Origin of the sequence: Shinella sp. (assembly GCF_049651085.1) — a bacterium.
Classification (GTDB): Bacteria; Pseudomonadota; Alphaproteobacteria; order Rhizobiales; family Rhizobiaceae; genus Shinella.
Map to the genome: position 1 here is coordinate 1 of NZ_JBASBL010000032.1, position 16,763 is coordinate 16,763.

At 64.5% G+C, this 16,763-nt stretch carries 11 protein-coding genes; 7 read left to right on the forward strand and 4 right to left on the reverse strand.

What is annotated here, in order from left to right:
- Window positions 1–456: 456 nt before the first annotated feature.
- Window positions 457–1,941, forward strand: a complete 1,485-nt coding sequence (locus WA950_RS21410; RefSeq protein ID WP_424553763.1) for a nucleobase:cation symporter-2 family protein — start codon at window positions 457–459, stop codon at window positions 1,939–1,941.
- A 112-nt stretch (window positions 1,942–2,053) separates the two neighbouring features.
- Here the strand turns inward: WA950_RS21410 and WA950_RS21415 are convergent, their stop codons facing one another.
- The 3 genes from WA950_RS21415 to WA950_RS21425 form a co-directional block, all read right to left on the reverse strand.
- Entirely contained in the window at window positions 2,054–2,191 is a 138-nt protein-coding gene (locus WA950_RS21415; protein ID WP_424553764.1) for a hypothetical protein, read from the reverse strand.
- Window positions 2,192–2,310: 119 nt separating this feature from the next.
- Window positions 2,311–3,459, reverse strand: a complete 1,149-nt coding sequence (dgoD, locus tag WA950_RS21420) for a galactonate dehydratase (RefSeq protein ID WP_424553765.1) — start codon at window positions 3,457–3,459, stop codon at window positions 2,311–2,313.
- A 58-nt stretch (window positions 3,460–3,517) separates the two neighbouring features.
- Window positions 3,518–4,264: a FadR/GntR family transcriptional regulator gene (locus WA950_RS21425; protein WP_424553766.1), complete on the reverse strand. Its 747-nt coding sequence runs from the start codon at window positions 4,262–4,264 to the stop codon at window positions 3,518–3,520.
- Window positions 4,265–4,426: 162 nt separating this feature from the next.
- On the opposite strand from WA950_RS21425, the gene WA950_RS21430 reads away from it, so the two are divergent.
- A complete protein-coding gene (locus WA950_RS21430) occupies window positions 4,427–5,956 on the forward strand; it encodes a UxaA family hydrolase (protein ID WP_424553767.1) in 1,530 nt (509 codons plus the stop codon).
- On the opposite strand, the gene WA950_RS21435 is transcribed toward WA950_RS21430, so the two are convergent.
- Window positions 5,957–6,994 (reverse strand): GntR family transcriptional regulator, encoded by a 1,038-nt coding sequence (locus WA950_RS21435; RefSeq protein WP_424553768.1) that lies wholly within the window; start codon window positions 6,992–6,994, stop codon window positions 5,957–5,959.
- 206 nt (window positions 6,995–7,200) lie between these two features.
- Between WA950_RS21435 and ilvD the strand changes: the two genes are divergently transcribed.
- The 5 genes from ilvD (at window position 7,201) to WA950_RS21460 (ending at window position 16,739) form a co-directional block, all read left to right on the forward strand.
- On the forward strand, window positions 7,201–9,036 hold the full coding sequence (ilvD, locus tag WA950_RS21440) for a dihydroxy-acid dehydratase (protein WP_424553769.1): 1,836 nt from the start codon (window positions 7,201–7,203) through the stop codon (window positions 9,034–9,036).
- Between the two features lie 279 nt (window positions 9,037–9,315).
- Entirely contained in the window at window positions 9,316–10,050 is a 735-nt protein-coding gene (locus tag WA950_RS21445) for a DUF899 domain-containing protein (RefSeq protein ID WP_424553770.1), read from the forward strand.
- Window positions 10,051–10,084: 34 nt separating this feature from the next.
- On the forward strand, window positions 10,085–10,861 hold the full coding sequence (locus WA950_RS21450) for a VOC family protein (RefSeq protein WP_424553771.1): 777 nt from the start codon (window positions 10,085–10,087) through the stop codon (window positions 10,859–10,861).
- A 212-nt stretch (window positions 10,862–11,073) separates the two neighbouring features.
- Complete coding sequence (locus tag WA950_RS21455) at window positions 11,074–13,320, forward strand: methyl-accepting chemotaxis protein (RefSeq protein WP_424553772.1); 2,247 nt, start codon at window positions 11,074–11,076, stop codon at window positions 13,318–13,320.
- A gap of 98 nt (window positions 13,321–13,418) precedes the next feature.
- Window positions 13,419–16,739, forward strand: coding sequence for a DUF2126 domain-containing protein (locus WA950_RS21460; protein ID WP_424553773.1), 3,321 nt, complete (start codon window positions 13,419–13,421; stop codon window positions 16,737–16,739).
- The last annotated feature ends 24 nt before the right edge of the window (window positions 16,740–16,763 follow it).

Here is a 16,763-nt window from a genome sequence, read left to right on the forward strand (position 1 = left end):
CTCAGTAACGCCATGTCGATCACTCCAGAGCCCCCGCTGAAACCTCGCGAGGGATGATTGAAACATGGGTCAAATCTCAGTGATAATTTCCCGCAATCCCGGGTCAGCTCTCAGTGCAAATCAACACCTTGCCAGCATCCGGCATCGCCAGGAGCAGCGGCGCGGAAATACACATGTTCCGCGCAGGAAATAGTTGACGACACCGGGATAGTTCGATCAAATAACGGTTGGCTCAAGTCGCGCATAGCCCTGTAGACTGACGAAAAACAGGTGGAATACCACCGAATTCCCGGAAACGGGCGGGACGCCGCGCAAAACACCTTCACACGATTACCCCGCTAAACCGTAAAGTGTTTATCGCCAAACTATACTTGCGGCCTTCCATTCCGTTACCAAAGATGACTGACCCGTTGGAGGACGGGTATTTGGGCGGTCGACGTGATGGGAGGAGAAACCATGAGCGACACAACCAGCATACACCCGGTGGACGAAAAGCTGCCGACCGGCAGACTTGCGACGCTGGGCATTCAGCATGTTCTCGTAATGTATGGCGGCGCCGTCGCGGTGCCGCTCATCGTCGGCCGCGCATTGCAGCTCAGCCCCGAGGACGTCGCGTTCCTGATTTCGGCCGACCTCTTCGTCTGCGGTCTGGTCACCATCATCCAGTCACTCGGCTTCGGCCGCCATGTCGGCATCCGACTGCCCGTCATGATGGGTGTTACATTCGCCGCCGTCGGCCCGATGGTCTCCATGGCCACGCTGGTGCCCGGACAGGAGGGTGCCCGGCTGATTTTCGGCGCCATCATCGGCGCCGGTTTCATCGCCCTGCTGCTCGCACCGATCATGGGGCGGCTTCTGCGCTTCTTCCCGCCCGTCGTGACCGGCACCATCATCCTCGTCATCGGCGTGTCGCTGATGCGCGTCGGCATCAACTGGACCTTCGGCAACCCGTTTGGTCCGACGGCACCCAAGCTGGTCAACCCTGCCCACGCGGAATGGCTGACGCAGATGAAGACACTCGCCGAAACCGGCGGCCCGGCCGTGCCTGACGGCTTTGCCATCGCACCGACCGTATCCAACCCGATCTATGCCGAACCGAGCCACATCGCCCTTTCGGCGCTGGTTCTCATCTCCATCCTGCTCATCGCCCGCTTCGGCCGCGGCCTGATCAGCAACATTGCCGTCCTGAGCGGCGTCGTCATCGGCTGCGTCGCCGCATCGATCCTCGGCATGATGCACTTCGACCGCGTGGCCGATGCCGGCTGGTTCGCCGTCGTCACACCGTTCCGTTTCGGCATGCCGATCTTCGATCCGGTCCTCATCGCCACCATGACGCTCGTGATGATCGTCGTGATGATCGAATCGACCGGCATGTTTCTCGCGCTCGGCGAAATCACCGGCAAGCCGATCGCCCAGCAGCAACTCACCGCAGGCCTGCGCGTCGACGGCATCGGCACGATGATCGGCGGCATCTTCAACACGTTCCCCTATACGAGCTTCTCGCAGAATGTCGGCCTCGTCGGCGTCACCGGCATCAAGAGCCGCTATGTCTGCGTTGCCGGCGGCGTCATCATGATCCTGCTCGGTCTCGTCCCGAAGATGGGTGCGCTGGTGGAAGCCGTGCCGACCTTCGTGCTCGGCGGCGCGGGCCTCGTCATGTTCGGCATGGTCGCGGCAACGGGCGTGCGAATCCTCTCCACGGTGGACTTCAAGACCTCACGCAACAACCTCTTCGTCGTTGCCGTTGCGGTCGGCTTCGGCCTCATTCCGTTGCTGGCGCCGAATTATCTGATGTGGTTGCCCCATTCGATCCATCCGATCATCGAATCGGGCATCGTGCTCGCCTCGATCGCTGCCGTGGTCCTCAACGCCTTCTTCAACGGCGTGCGCTTCGAGCAGTCCGCGGCGATCGACGCCGCACGGATGGCCGACAGCCACTGACGAGAGCATTTCCAGCCGAAGCGGCATCGCTTCGGCGTCGGATAATGCGGTAAAAACAGAAAGCCGGCCCGTTCGTCACGGGCCGGCTTTTCTTTTCAGCAAATGCAGTCGATCAGTTCAGCGGAACCCGGACGCCGCCGTCGGAAACCTGCGGGCGGGCATAGGTCGTGTTGTCGCCCGACGTCGTGTTGCAGCCGGCAAGCGTCAGAACCGCCAGCGCCGCGACGATAAGACCGGAAATGGGACGCATGATCCTCTCCTTTGTGATTTGCCCGTATGACATAGGCGCTTGCCCCGGCCCCGTCTACGCAGACCGCAATGGAAAAGCCCGGCAAATGCCGGGCTCTATGGATCATGGAAGAGGTACGCCTACCACTCGGCGACGCTGCCGTCTTCATGGCGCCAGACGGGATTGCGCCAGCGATGGCCTTCCTTGGCCCGCTCGATGACATACTGCTCGTCCACCTCGATGCCGAGGCCCGGCCCCTGCGGGATCGACACGAAGCCGTCCGCATACTCGAAGACTTCCTTGTTCGCGATGTAATCGAGGATGTCGTTGCCCTTGTTATAGTGGATACCGAGGCTCTGCTCCTGGATGAAGGCATTGTGGGAAACCGCATCCACCTGGAGGCAGGCGGCCAGCGCGATCGGCCCCAGCGGGCAATGGGGCGCCAACGCCACATCATAGGCCTCCGCCATCACTGCGATCTTTCGGCATTCCGTGATGCCGCCGGCATGGGACAGGTCCGGCTGCAGGATATCGACATAGCCATCAGACAGGACCGACTTGAAGTCCCAGCGCGAATAGAGCCGTTCACCGAGCGCAATCGGCGTCGAGCAATGGTTGGCGATTTCCTTCAGCGCCTCGCGGTTTTCCGAAAGCACCGGCTCCTCAATGAAGAGAAGCTTGAACTGCTCCAGTTCCTTGGCCAGCACCTTGGCCATCGGCCGGTGCACGCGGCCGTGGAAATCGACGCCGATGCCGATATAGGGACCGATCGCCTCGCGGATCGTCGCGATGGTCTCCACCGCCTTCTCCACCTTGTCCCAGGTGTCGACGATCTGCATTTCCTCGCAACCGTTGAGCTTGATGGCCTTGAAGCCGCGGGCGACGACCTCGCGGGCATTGTTGGCGACATCCGCCGGGCGGTCGCCGCCGATCCAGGAATAGACCTTGATCTTGTCGCGCACCTGGCCGCCGAGCAGCGCATGGACCGGCTGGCCATAGGCCTTACCCTTGATATCCCAGAGCGCCTGATCGATGCCGGCGAGCGCCGACATGTGCACCGCCCCACCGCGATAAAAACCGCCGCGATACATGACCTGCCAGTGGTCCTCGATCAGCAGCGGGTCCTTGCCGATAAGGTAGTCCGACATTTCCTGCACGGCCGCTTCCACCGTCAGCGCGCGGCCTTCCACCACCGGCTCACCCCAGCCGACGATGCCCTCGTCGGTCTCGATCTTCAGGAACAGCCAGCGCGGCGGCACGATATAGGTGGTCAGCTTCGTGATCTTCATGGAATACCCATCTCTCGTCAGTTCAAATTGCAGCCGCGGGACGCACCCGTGGAATTCTTCATAGTTTCTCGCTCCCGCCCATCAGGCCGGAAAGATCGCGAGCGGCGAGAGCGAGAATCTTGTGCGAACAGGCCTCGGCCCGCGCCCCATCGCGAAGGCGCAGCGCGTCGACCAGCGCCCGATGCACGTCCAGTGCCTCGTCATATCCGGCCGCCGCGCGGTTGGATGCATGCAGCGCATGGAAAAGCGCGGCGTGAATGATGGACGAGAGCTGGTGAAAGACCTGATTGTGGCTCGCCTTCAAAAGGGTCTCGTGGAAACGGGCATCAGCAGCGGTGAAGGCTTCCAGATCGCCGCCTGCATCGCCCATCTCGTCGCAGGCCCGCTCAAGATCGGCAATTTCCTGCGTCGTCGCCCGCGAGGCGGCAAGGAAGGCGGCAGCTGGCTCCACAGTCCGGCGCGCTTCGAGGATCGAGCCCAGCAGTTCGGACGAAAGCACGTCCGGACCCATCCATTCGAGGATCTGCGCGTCGAGCACGTTCCAGGCCGAGCGGTCGCAAACGAGCGTGCCGACGCGTGGCTTGCCCAGCACGAGCCCCTTGGTCTCGAGCACTTTCAGGGATTCGCGGATGACCGTGCGGCTGACGCTGTAGGTCTCGCACAGATCGCTCTCGCGCGGCAGGACCGAGCCGGGCGGAAAACGTCCGCCACAGATATCCGCGCCAATCGCCGCCGTCACGTTGTGGCGCACGCGCGGGCGGCGCGACAGCGGTCGCTGAACCTGTCTCTTTGCCTTGTCCGCCACACTATCCTCGCCGAAGGACTAAATCATCATACAAAGAGCCTATATTTATATGACAAATTGATGGCCAACGCCACGGCCTTGCGGGTCGAGATGCAGAAAAACCAAGATATTGACTTTTGCTGACAAAGTGCATAATGCGCCCAGCGCAACCCAGGAGCCGCCATGCTCACCGACCTGCCCGCCGTGCTTGTTCTCAACCCGAAAGACAATGTCGGCGTCGTTACCGCCAATATGGATGCAGGCCGGACGCTGGCTGGTGGCATCGCTGCCGTCGAGCGCATTCCCCGCGGCCACAAGGTCGCGATCGCGCCGGTTGCAGAGGGCGCGCGGTTGCTGAAATACGGCCAGATCATCGGCTATGCGACGCGGGCGATCCGCCCCGGCGAGCATGTGCACCTGCACAACCTTGCGATCCTCGACGTCGAGCTGACGCACGATTTCTGCGCCGACAACGCCCCGCCAGTCATGGTGCCGGAGGCCGAGCGCCGCACCTTCGAGGGCTACGACCGCGGCAATGGCCGCATCGGCACGCGCAACTATATCGGCATCCTCTCGACGGTGAACTGTTCCGCCACGGTCTCTCGCTATGTGGCCGAGCACTATGCCCGCAGGTTCCGCGAGACCGGCCACGACAATATAGACGGCGTGGTTGCGCTCACCTATGGCGGCGGCTGCGCGCTGAACCTCAAGTCCGAGGGCGGGCGCATCCTCACGCGCACCTTCAAGGGCTATGCGCGCAATCCGAATTTCGGCGGCATCCTGATGATCGGCCTCGGCTGCGAGACCTTTCAATACGGCCCGCTCGTCGAGGAGGCCGGGCTGGAGGAGGGAAAGACCTTCCGCACCATGATGATCCAGAACCACGGCGGCACGCGCAAGACGATCGAAGCGGCCTGCGAGATGATCGACGACATGCTGCCGGATGTCGGCCGCATCCGCCGCACGCCGCAGCCGCTTTCCGGCATCAAGCTGGCGCTCGAATGCGGCGGCTCGGACGGCTATTCCGGCATTTCCGCCAATCCGGCGCTCGGCGTGGCCTCCGATCTCCTGGTCAGGGAGGGCGCGACGACCGTGCTGTCCGAGACGCCGGAAATCTATGGCGCCGAACATCTGCTGACCCGCCGCGCAGCCCGGCCGGAGGTCGCCGAAAAGCTGCTCGCGCGCATCGACTGGTGGCGAGATTATACCGCCCGGAACGACGCCGAACTCAACAACAACCCCTCGCACGGCAACAAGGCGGGCGGACTTACGACCATTCTCGAAAAGTCGCTCGGCGCCGTTGCCAAGGGCGGCTCCATGCCGCTCAATGCCGTCTATGAATATGCCGAGGAAGTGACGGAGGCGGGCTTCGTCTTCATGGATACGCCCGGCTACGACCCCGCCGCCGTGACCGGCCAGATCGCCGGCGGCTGCAACCTCGTCGCCTTCACCACCGGCCGCGGCTCGGTTTCCGGCTACAAGCCCGCGCCCTGCATCAAGATCGCCACCAACACGCCGATGTACGAGCACATCAGGGAAGACATGGACATCAATTGCGGCACGATCGTCGATGGCACCGAGACCATCGAACAGGCCGGCCGCCGCATCTTCGACTTCGTCATCGACACCGCCTCCGGCCGCAAGACCGCGAGCGAGGCCTTCGACTATGGCGACAACGAATTCGTGCCCTGGCAGGTTGGCGCCATTACCTGATCAGCGCGCAACGGGCGTCGCATAGGCCGGCACTTCCGGCCGGTGCGCTTCACGCAATTCCCCGACGCGGCCGATGACCTTGGGCAGCGAGACGGCGATGTGATGGCGCAGCGTCTCGGCCGCCCGCGCGCCGTCGTCCACGTCGAGCGCGCGGAACACCGCCAGGTGCTCGGCGATGAATGGCTCGTCGGCAGGCATGCGGTGCGAGACACCGATGATGTGCTTGCTGACATTCAGCATGAAACGGGCGCGTCGCAGCGCGATCAGTAGCTCCCGGTTGGGGCAGTAGCCGAGGCAGGTGATGTGCAGATCGGTTTCCAGATCGTCCATCGCCTCGACAGAAAGGTCGGGATAGACCGCCAGCGCCTCCTCCAGCCGTTCCGTCATCGCGCGGCGCTCGGCAGGCGGAATGAAGGGGGCGGCAAGGGTGAGCGCCACGGGCTCCAGCGCGATGCGGATATCGTGCAGGTCGCGCATGCGCTGCTCGTCGAGCGGCACGAGCGTCCAGCGCATGCGCTCGTCCTTTTCCACGATGCCGAGCGCTTCGAGCCGGGTCAGCGCATCGCGCGCCACCTGCCGGCCGACGCCGCGGGCGCGGGCCAGCTCCACCTCGTTGATCCGGTGGCGGCCGAAGACGGATAGATGCACCATCTCCCGCTCCAGGCTGTCGTAGATCGCCTCCCATGCCGGCGCCTTGCGAAGGCCCGGCGTCTCCTCGTCAAGGCCGAGCATCTCGGCCGTCAGCGCCACGCGCTTCGGCCCGCTGCGTCCCTGCCCCACCAGAAAGCCGCGACCATCGAAGCGCCGGATCAGCCCTGCGGCCTCCAGCAGCGCGAAGGCCTGGCGCACGGGCGTGCGCGTGGCGGAGAAAAGGGTCGCCACCGGACCTTCGAGAAGCAGCGCGCCCCTCTGCAGGCGGCCGGCGGATATGGCGTCAGCCAGCACGTCGCGGATGCGCAGATAGAGCGGGCTCTTGTCCTGTGCCTTTTCGACGCCCTGCGCGTCCGCTTCCGCCGATCCGTGGCCCTTGTCGTTCATGGCGCGGACCATGGCATGAATGCCTTGTGCCGACAACGGTCATGCCCGGCCCCGGCAGCCAGCAAGGAAATTGCGTCACACCGGCAAAAATTCGTCATTCCTTTCGTGACCTTCGAGGCGATTTGCGCTAGGGAACCCTGCAAAGGCTCGCAATCCGGCCATCAAGGGGCCATATGCGGACCACGCCCGTTGTAAGGAAGAAACCCATGCCTGCATATCGCTCCCGAACCACCACCCACGGCCGCAACATGGCCGGTGCCCGCGGCCTCTGGCGCGCGACCGGCATGAAGGATTCGGATTTCGGCAAGCCGATTATCGCGGTGGTGAACTCCTTTACCCAGTTCGTGCCCGGCCACGTGCATCTGAAGGATCTCGGCCAGCTCGTCGCGCGCGAGATCGAGGCTGCCGGCGGCGTCGCCAAGGAATTCAACACGATCGCCGTCGACGACGGCATCGCCATGGGCCATGACGGCATGCTCTACTCGCTGCCGTCGCGCGAGATCATCGCCGACTCGGTCGAGTATATGGTCAATGCGCATTGCGCCGACGCCATGGTCTGCATCTCGAACTGCGACAAGATCACGCCCGGCATGCTGAATGCCGCCATGCGCCTCAACATCCCCGCCGTCTTCGTTTCCGGTGGCCCGATGGAAGCCGGCAAGGCGGTGCTGCATGGCAAGACGCAGGCGCTCGACCTCGTCGACGCCATGGTCGCCGCCGCCGACGACAGCATTTCCGACGAAGACGTCAATATCATCGAGCGCTCCGCCTGCCCGACCTGCGGCTCCTGCTCGGGCATGTTCACTGCAAACTCGATGAACTGTCTGACCGAAGCCCTCGGCCTGTCGCTGCCGGGCAACGGCTCGACGCTGGCGACCCATGCCGACCGCAGGCGCCTCTTCGTCGAGGCCGGCCACCTCATCGTCGACCTCGCCCGTCGCTACTACGAACAGGACGACGAGAGCATCCTGCCGCGCTCGGTCGCCAACAAGCGGGCCTTCGAGAACGCCATGGCGCTGGACATCGCGATGGGTGGCTCGACCAACACCGTGCTGCACATCCTTGCCGCCGCCTATGAAGGCGGCATCGATTTCAACCTGGATGATATCGACGCCCTGTCGCGCCGGGTGCCGTGCCTTTCCAAGGTCGCCCCTGCCAAGGCCGACGTCCACATGGAAGACGTCCACCGCGCCGGCGGCATCATGCGCATCCTCGGCGAACTCGACCGCGGCGGCCTGCTCCACCGCGACACGCCGACCGTGCATGCCGAAACGCTCGGCCACGCCATCGACCGCTGGGACATCACCCGCACCAGCAGCGAGACCGTCCGCACCTTCTTCCGCGCAGCTCCCGGCGGCATCCCGACGCAGGTCGCCTTCAGCCAGGAAGCACGCTGGCACGAACTGGATACGGACGGCGAAAACGGCGTCATCCGTTCCGTCGAGCATCCTTTCTCCAAGGACGGCGGCCTTGCCGTGCTTTCGGGCAACATCGCGCTCGACGGCTGCATCGTGAAGACAGCCGGCGTCGATGAATCGATCCTGAAGTTCTCCGGTCCGGCCGTCGTCTTCGAAAGCCAGGATGCGGCCGTAAAGGGCATTCTCGGCAACGAGGTGAAGGCCGGCGACGTCGTCGTCATCCGCTACGAAGGCCCGAAGGGCGGCCCGGGCATGCAGGAAATGCTCTATCCGACGAGCTACCTGAAGTCGAAGGGCCTTGGAAAGGCCTGCGCGCTCATCACCGACGGCCGCTTCTCCGGTGGCACGTCCGGTCTTTCGATCGGCCATGCCTCGCCGGAAGCGGCGCAGGGCGGCGCCATCGGCCTCGTGCGCCAGGGTGACATCATCGAGATCGACATCCCGAACCGCACCATCAACCTTGCGGTTTCCGAGGACGAACTGGCGAGCCGCCGCGCCGAGCAGGACAAGCTCGGCTGGAAGCCGGCCGCACCGCGCAAGCGCAATGTCACGACGGCGCTGAAGGCCTATGCCGCCTTCGCCGCCAGCGCCGACAAGGGTGCCGTCCGCATCCTGCCGGAATAAGCAATCCAGCCGGGCGCGAGAGATTTTCGCGCCCGGCGGCTTCTACAGCAGTGGCGCCTCCCGGCCCGCCTGTACCCCGGCATGGCCGCATCCATCCAATACCGGACGGCAGCCCGCCAGCTCTCCAAAATCTTCAAGGCAACCGAAACCCCCATCGCCGCGTTTAGGGCGAAAGCCGATCCGTGCCCGAGGCCCGGGCCACGGCCTGGTTTTGACACGAGCTATAAATGTTGATACCAACTCATTTTGTCGAAAGCCCGCGAAAGAGGAGTTCCGAGCATGAGACCGAACCACGAGATCGTATCCAGGGAAGACTGGCTTACCGCCCGAAAAGCTCTGCTGACACTGGAAAAGGAGGAGACGAAGCTGCGCGACAAGGTGCGCGCCGAACGGCTTACCCTACCCTGGGTCAAGGTCGAGAAGGCCTATAGCTTCGACACGCCCCAGGGCCGAAAGACGCTGGCGGAGCTGTTCGACGGCCGCAGCCAGCTCATCGTCTACCATTTCATGTACGGCCCCGACTGGGAGGCCGGCTGCCCCGGTTGCTCCTTCATGGCGGACCATATCGACGGCATGCTGCCGCACCTCAACAATCACGACGTGACGATGGTCGCGGTTGCCCGCGCGCCGCTGGAAAAGCTCGAGGCCTATCGCAAGCGCATGGGCTGGAAATTCCCCTGGCTTTCCTCCTTTGGCAGCGACTTCAACTTCGACTATCATGTCTCCTTCACGAAGGAGGAACTGGCCAGCGGCAAGGTCGACTACAACTACCGTGAGACCGACGCCGCCCAGGCGCATGACGAACTTCCCGGCCTCAGCGCCTTCTTCAAGGACGAGGACGGCAATATCTACCATACCTATTCGGACTATGCCCGCGGCGGTGAAGAGGCGATCGGCACGCTGATGATCCTCGACCGCGCGCCGATGGGCCGCAACGAGACCGGCACGCTCAGCTTCGTCAAGCGCAAGGACGAATATGCCGACGCTCCCAAGGCGTCTTCCTGCTGTGATTGAAGCGAAAACCCCGAAGACAGGAAGGGAAGACCAGATGCACAAGGACTATGGCAAATTCTGCTGGTACGAACTGATGACGACCGACGTTGCCGCCGCCGAGCGGTTCTATTCCTCGGTCGTCGGCTGGGAAACGCGCGATTCCGGCATGGAGGGCATGAACTACACCCTCGCCTATGCGGGCGACAGCCAGGTCGCCGGCCTCATGGCGCTTCCCGCGGACGCGCAAGACATGCCGCCCTCCTGGATCGGCTACATCTTTACCGACACCATAGAGGCGACGGTGAAGGACATCTCCGCCAATGGCGGCCGGATCTACCGGGAGCCGCAGGACATTCCCGGCATCGGCCGTTTCGCCGTCGTCGCCGATCCGCACGGGGCGGTCTTCTCGCTCTTCACCACCGAGGATGAAGGCCCGGCCCAGCCCGGCATGATGACACCCGGCCATATCGGCTGGAACGAACTGATGGCCGGCGACCTCACCAGCGCCTGGGACTTCTATTCGAAAACCTTCGGCTGGACGAAGGACGTGGCCGTCGACATGTCGGACGGCGGCATGGGCGTCTACCAGACCTTCGCTGTGCGTGGCGGCGACGCGGTCGGCGGCATGATGACCAACCCGCCAGGCTCCCCCGCGCCGCCCTACTGGGGCTACTATTTCGTGGTCGAAGGCCTCGATGCGGCCGGAAAACGCGTCACGGACGGCGGCGGCAGCATCATCATGGGGCCGATGGAGGTTCCCGGCGGCGCCTGGATCCTCAACTGCGTCGACCCGCAGGGAGCCTATTTCTCGCTGGTCGCAATGACGCGCTGAAGCAATTCCAGCGGAAATATTCAAGACTGTTTGCACCGGCGGGGCCTTTCGTTCCGCCGGAATACAGCTTTCATAAAACTGTCACTGAGTCGTCATCGCGAGAGGCGATAGTGGCGGCCGTCAGAGCCGGGCTTTCCTCCGGCCGCAGGATGCGTTTCTGGCAGCCGGCACCGGCATGATCTGTAGCTGCGTATCGTTTCAGAAATCATTCCATGCGCCTTTCCATCAAGCTCTCGCTTGCAGCGCTGCTGCTGGCCGTCATCGCCATCTCCGCGACCAGCGTCGCAAGTCTCTATCTCAGCGCCAGCCAGTCGACGGCCGCCGCCGTGACAAAGCTTGAGACGCTGGCGGACGGCCGGCGCAACGAGCTGTCGCAGTATCTGCAATCGATCGTCAAGGAAACGCGCGATCTTGCCGGCCAGAAGGTCGTCGCCAAGGCGCTCGACGACCTGTCCGGCGCCTTCGGTGCGATCGAGGGCGACCGGAGGGCCGAACTTCAGCGCCGCTACGGCGGCAAGGCCGATCGCAAATCCGCTGAAATCGATACATTCGACCGGTTGCACGCCCGCTACCAAGGCTTCTTCCAGCGCAACGCCGAAGCGCAGGGTTTTGAAGACATGCTGCTGGTCAATCTCAGCGGCGATGTCGTCTATTCGCTGCGCAAGCATGACGATTTCGCCCGGAACGTCACGACCGATGCCACGCTCAGCGACACCAGCCTCGCCAAGGTCTTCAGCGAGGCCGCGCCGGGCACGGATACCGCGCTCGTCTCCTTCGGCGGCTTCCAGGCCTATGCGCCGGCGGGCCGCGCCACGGCCTTTCTCGCCGCCCCCGTCTCTTCCGTTGCCGGCAAGATCGGCGTGCTTGTCGTGGCGCTTCCAGGCGAACGCATTGCAGAAAGGCTCAACAATCCGGTCGGCCTCGGCGAGAGCGGCGAGGCCGTGCTGCTGAACGCCGAGGGCTATTTCCTCACCCGTCCCACCCATGGCGATGAAGCCGACATCCTGTCCATGCGCATCGCCCCGGCACTTCTCGCCCCGGCAGAGGGCGCGACAATGGCCACCGCCACCCTGTCCGACCATCGCAGCCGCGAAGCAAGACTCGCAGCCGCCCCCTTCGATTTCCTCGGCCAGAACTGGACCGTCGCCGCCGTCATGGCCTCGAGCGAGGTCTTTGCCGGGCTCATGCGCCTCATCCGCTGGACGTTGTTCATTTCGCTCTGCGTGCTTGCCGTGACCGCCGCCGTCGGCCTCCTCTTCTCCGGCCGCCTCTCGCGCCCGATCACAGCTCTCGTTTCCGATATGAATCGCCTTGCCGCCGGCGACACGACCATCGACTGCGATGGGCAGGACAGGCGCGACGAGATCGGCGACATGGCCCGTTCCGTACTCATCTTCCGCAATGCCGCCATCGAGAAGGAACGCCTGCAGCAGGAAACCACGACGATCCGCGAGGAGGCCGAAAACGAACGCACGGCACGCGAGGCCGCCAAGCGGCAGGAGGACGCCGCGACGGAGGAAGCGGTCCTTCACCTTGCCCAGGCCCTGCAGCACCTCGCCCATGGCAACCTCACGCAGCGCATGGAGGCACCCTTCATCGCGGCGCTCGACCGCATCCGCACGGACTACAACGTCTCCGTCGAACGGCTCGCCGAGGCGATGATCACGGTCCGGGTCAACACGCACCGCATCCGCGACGACGCCAGCGAGATGCAGGAGGCCCTCGTCCAGCTCTCCGGCCGCACCGAGCGGCAGGCCGCCTCGCTCGGCGAGGCCGCGACAGCCCTCGCCGAAATGACGCAGGCCGTACAATCCGCCGCCGAGCGCACGACGGTCGCCGAACGCCTCGCCGCCGACACGAAGAAGAGTTCCGCCGCATCCGAACGGGTGGTCGACAATGTCGTCGGCGCCATTGGCGAGATCGAGACCTCCTCCCGCCAGATCGAGAACATCATCGGCGTCATCGACGACATCGCCTTCCAGACCAACCTGCTCGCCCTCAATGCCGGGGTCGAGGCGGCCCGGGCCGGTGAGGCCGGCAAGGGATTTGCCGTCGTTGCGCAGGAGGTGCGGGAACTGGCGCAACGCACCGCTGGCGCTGCTCGCGAGGTGAAGGCGCTGATCACCAAGTCCGCCGGCGAGGTTGCCCGCGGCGCGGGCCTCGTGCGAGAGACCGGCACCGTGCTGCGCGACATCGCCGGCAAGGTCCACGCCATCGATGCGGAGATCAAGGAGATCGCCCGCGCCGCCCGCGACCAGTCCGCCGGCATTCACGAAATCAACACGACGATCCGCCAGCTCGACGCGGTCACGCAGCAGAATGCGGCAATGGTCGAGGAAAGCAGCGCCGTCACCCACCGGCTGTCGGGTGAATCAGCGACACTCGCCCGTCTCGTCGGCCAGTTCGAGATTGCCCGGCCCGAGCCTGCAGCAATGCCGGAGGCCCGCCGCGTCGCGTGATGCCGAATGGCCCCTGCGATCGCGCTTGCAATCTTTCTTCGCATTGCACAAACTCCGTTCGATGATGGCCAAGACCGTCACGGGGGAACAGAGCGCGCATGTCGATCAAGGCCGGTATCTACCACCTCACCCACTACAAATACGACAAGCCGGTCCGTCTCGGACCCCAGATCATCCGGCTGAAGCCGGCGGCGCATTCCAAGACCAAGGTCATCAGCCATTCGCTGAAGGTTTCGCCGGACAATCATTTCGTGAACCTCCAGCAGGACCCCTACGGCAACTATCTTGCGCGCTACGTCTTTCCCGATCTGGTCACGGAATTGAAGATCGAGGTCGACCTCGTCGCGGACATGACGGTCTACAACCCGTTCGACTTCTTCGTGGAGGAACAGGCCGAGCACTGGCCCTTCGACTATCCTGAGGATCTGCGGGAAGACCTCATGATCTACCGCACGCCCGAGCCGATGGGCCCGGCGCTCGACGCCTTCATGAAGACGGTCGATCGCGCGCCGCACCAGCGCACGGTGGACATGGTCGTCGGCCTCAACGCACGCCTCCAGCAGGAAATCGGCTACGTCATCCGCATGGAGCCCGGCGTACAGTTGCCGGAACAAACGCTGACGACCGCAAGGGGCTCCTGCCGCGATTCCAGCTGGCTTCTCGTCCAGATCCTGCGCAATCTCGGCTTTGCCGCCCGCTTCGTCTCGGGCTATCTCATCCAGCTGACACCCGACCTCAAGGCGCTTGACGGCCCCTCCGGCACCGAGGTCGACTTTACCGACCTTCATGCCTGGTGCGAGGTCTATATCCCGGGCGCCGGCTGGATCGGCCTCGATCCAACCTCCGGCCTTCTGACCGGCGAAAGCCACATTCCGCTCGCCGCCACCCCGCACTACCGCAACGCCGCCCCGATCAGCGGCGGCTATTTCGGCGAGGCGAACACGCAATTCGACTTCGCCATGACCGTGACGCGCGTCGCCGAGCATCCGCGCATCACCAAACCCTTTTCCGACGAGAGCTGGGAGGCGCTGAACGCGCTCGGCCGCGATGTCGACACCGTGCTTGCCGGCAACGATGTGCGCCTCACCATGGGCGGCGAGCCGACCTTCGTTTCCATCGACGACTTCGAAGCCGAGGAATGGAACACCGCCGCCGTCGGCCCGACCAAGCGCGAAAAAGCCGACCAGCTGATCCGCCGGCTACGGCAGCGCTTCGCCCCCGGCGGCTTCCTGCACTACGGCCAGGGCAAATGGTATCCCGGCGAAAGCCTGCCGCGCTGGACCTTCTCGCTCTACTGGCGGCGCGACGGCAAGCCGATCTGGCAGAACCCGGAGCTGATCGCCGAGGAGGGCAGCGATACGGGCGTCGGAGAAGCCGAGGCCAAGGCGGTTCTCACCGGCATTGCGGAGGAACTCGGCGTTGCCGCCGACATGGTGCTGCCCGCCTATGAGGACCCTGCCGAATGGATCGTCAAGGAAGGCAACCTTCCCGACAATGTCGATCCTTCCAATTCCATGCTGGAAGACCCCGAGGAGCGTAGCCGCATCGCCCGTGTCTTCGCGCGCGGTCTGACCGCGCCGACCGGCCATATCCTGCCGATCCAGGCCTGGAACGCCCGCGCGAGCGACCAGCGCTGGATCAGTGAAAAATGGCAAACACGCCGCGGCAAGATCTTTCTCGTTCCCGGCGACAGCCCCGTCGGCTACCGCCTGCCGCTCGGCGCCCTGCCCCATCTTCCGCCTTCCAGCTATCCCTACATCAATCCGTCAGACCCTTCCGAGAACAAGCCGCCGCTGCGGGACTTTGCCGAGACCGGCCGCACGATGGCCGAAGCCTCGTTCCAGCCGAGCGAAGCCGGGCAGGAGCGCATCGAGCAGGTCCGCAGCGACATCGTCGGCGCGGTGCGCACGGCCATGAGCGTGGAGGCCCGCGACGGCCGGCTCTGCATTTTCATGCCGCCCGTCGAGCGGGTCGAAGACTATCTGGAACTGGTCACTGCCGCCGAGCGGGCGGCCGACCGGCTCGGCCTCCCCGTCCATATCGAAGGCTATGCGCCGCCGCAGGACGAGCGGCTCAACGTCATCCGCGTCGCGCCCGATCCCGGTGTCATCGAGGTGAACATCCACCCCGCCGCCAACTGGCAGGACTGCGTCGACATCACCGGCGCCGTCTATGAGGAGGCGCGGCTCTGCCGCCTCGGCGCCGACAAGTTCATGATCGATGGCCGCCATACCGGCACCGGCGGCGGCAACCATGTGGTCGTCGGCGGCAAAAGCCCCAACGACAGCCCGTTCCTGCGCCGCCCGGACCTGCTCAAAAGCCTCGTGCTGCACTGGCAGCGCCATCCCTCGCTCTCCTATCTCTTCTCCGGCCTGTTCATCGGCCCGACGAGCCAAGCGCCGCGCATCGACGAGGCCCGGCACGATACGCTCTACGAGCTGGAGATTGCCCTTGCGCAGGTGCCCGCACCCACAGAAGGCGCGCCGCCCCTGCCCTGGCTCGTCGACCGGCTCTTCCGCAACCTGCTGACCGACGTCACCGGCAATACGCATCGCGCGGAAATCTGCATCGACAAGCTGTTTTCGCCCGACGGCCCGACCGGCCGGCTTGGCCTTGTCGAATTCCGTGGCTTCGAGATGCCGCCGAATGCCCGCATGAGCCTTGCCCAGCAGCTTCTCATCCGCGCGCTCATCGCCCGCTTCTGGCTGAACCCGACATCGGGAAGCCTCGTGCGTTGGGGCACCACGCTGCACGACCGTTTCATGCTGCCGCACTATGTCTGGCAGGACTTTCTCGACGTATTGGCGGATCTACGGGCGAACGGCTTCGACCTGCGGCCCGAATGGTTCGCCGCCCAGCTCGAATTCCGCTTCCCGTTCTGCGGCGAAGTGGAATACGAAGGCGCTAACCTGGAAGTGCGGCAGGCGCTGGAGCCCTGGCACGTCATGGGCGAGCAGGGCGCGATCGGCGGCACGGTGCGCTATGTCGATTCCTCCGTCGAGCGGCTTCAGGTGAAACTGGAGACGGCCAACCCGGAACGCTATGCCATCGCCTGCAACGGCCGGCCCGTGCCGCTGAAATCCACCGGCAGGAAGGGCGTCTCGGTCGCCGGCGTGCGCTACAAGGCGTGGCAACCGGCCTCGGGCCTGCATCCGGTGCTTCCCGTCAACACACCGCTTACATTTGACATTTATGATACATGGTCACAGCGGGCGATCGGCGGCTGCATTTATCACGTTGCCCATCCCGGCGGGCGCAACTATGACAGCTTCCCGGTCAACGGCAACGAGGCCGAGGCGCGCCGGCTGGCGCGGTTCGAGCCGTGGGGGCACCGGACGGGCGGCTATACGCTGCGGCCGGAAACGCCGTCGGCGGATTTCCCGCTGACGCTGGATTTGCGCAGGCCGCCCGGAATCTAGCCGCCGGCAGGAGTATACGGATTG

Coding starts and splice junctions, on each gene's coding strand:
- dgoD (WP_424553765.1), bottom strand. CDS start 3,459: ATGAAGATCACGAAGCTGACCACCTATATCGTGCCGCCGCGCTGGCTG.
- WA950_RS21435 (WP_424553768.1), bottom strand. CDS start 6,994: ATGAACGACAAGGGCCACGGATCGGCGGAAGCGGACGCGCAGGGCGTC.
- WA950_RS21450 (WP_424553771.1), top strand. CDS start 10,085: ATGCACAAGGACTATGGCAAATTCTGCTGGTACGAACTGATGACGACC.
- WA950_RS21460 (WP_424553773.1), top strand. CDS start 13,419: ATGTCGATCAAGGCCGGTATCTACCACCTCACCCACTACAAATACGAC.
- WA950_RS21415 (WP_424553764.1), bottom strand. CDS start 2,191: ATGCGTCCCATTTCCGGTCTTATCGTCGCGGCGCTGGCGGTTCTGACG.
- ilvD (WP_424553769.1), top strand. CDS start 7,201: ATGCCTGCATATCGCTCCCGAACCACCACCCACGGCCGCAACATGGCC.
- WA950_RS21455 (WP_424553772.1), top strand. CDS start 11,074: ATGCGCCTTTCCATCAAGCTCTCGCTTGCAGCGCTGCTGCTGGCCGTC.
- WA950_RS21410 (WP_424553763.1), top strand. CDS start 457: ATGAGCGACACAACCAGCATACACCCGGTGGACGAAAAGCTGCCGACC.
- WA950_RS21430 (WP_424553767.1), top strand. CDS start 4,427: ATGCTCACCGACCTGCCCGCCGTGCTTGTTCTCAACCCGAAAGACAAT.
- WA950_RS21445 (WP_424553770.1), top strand. CDS start 9,316: ATGAGACCGAACCACGAGATCGTATCCAGGGAAGACTGGCTTACCGCC.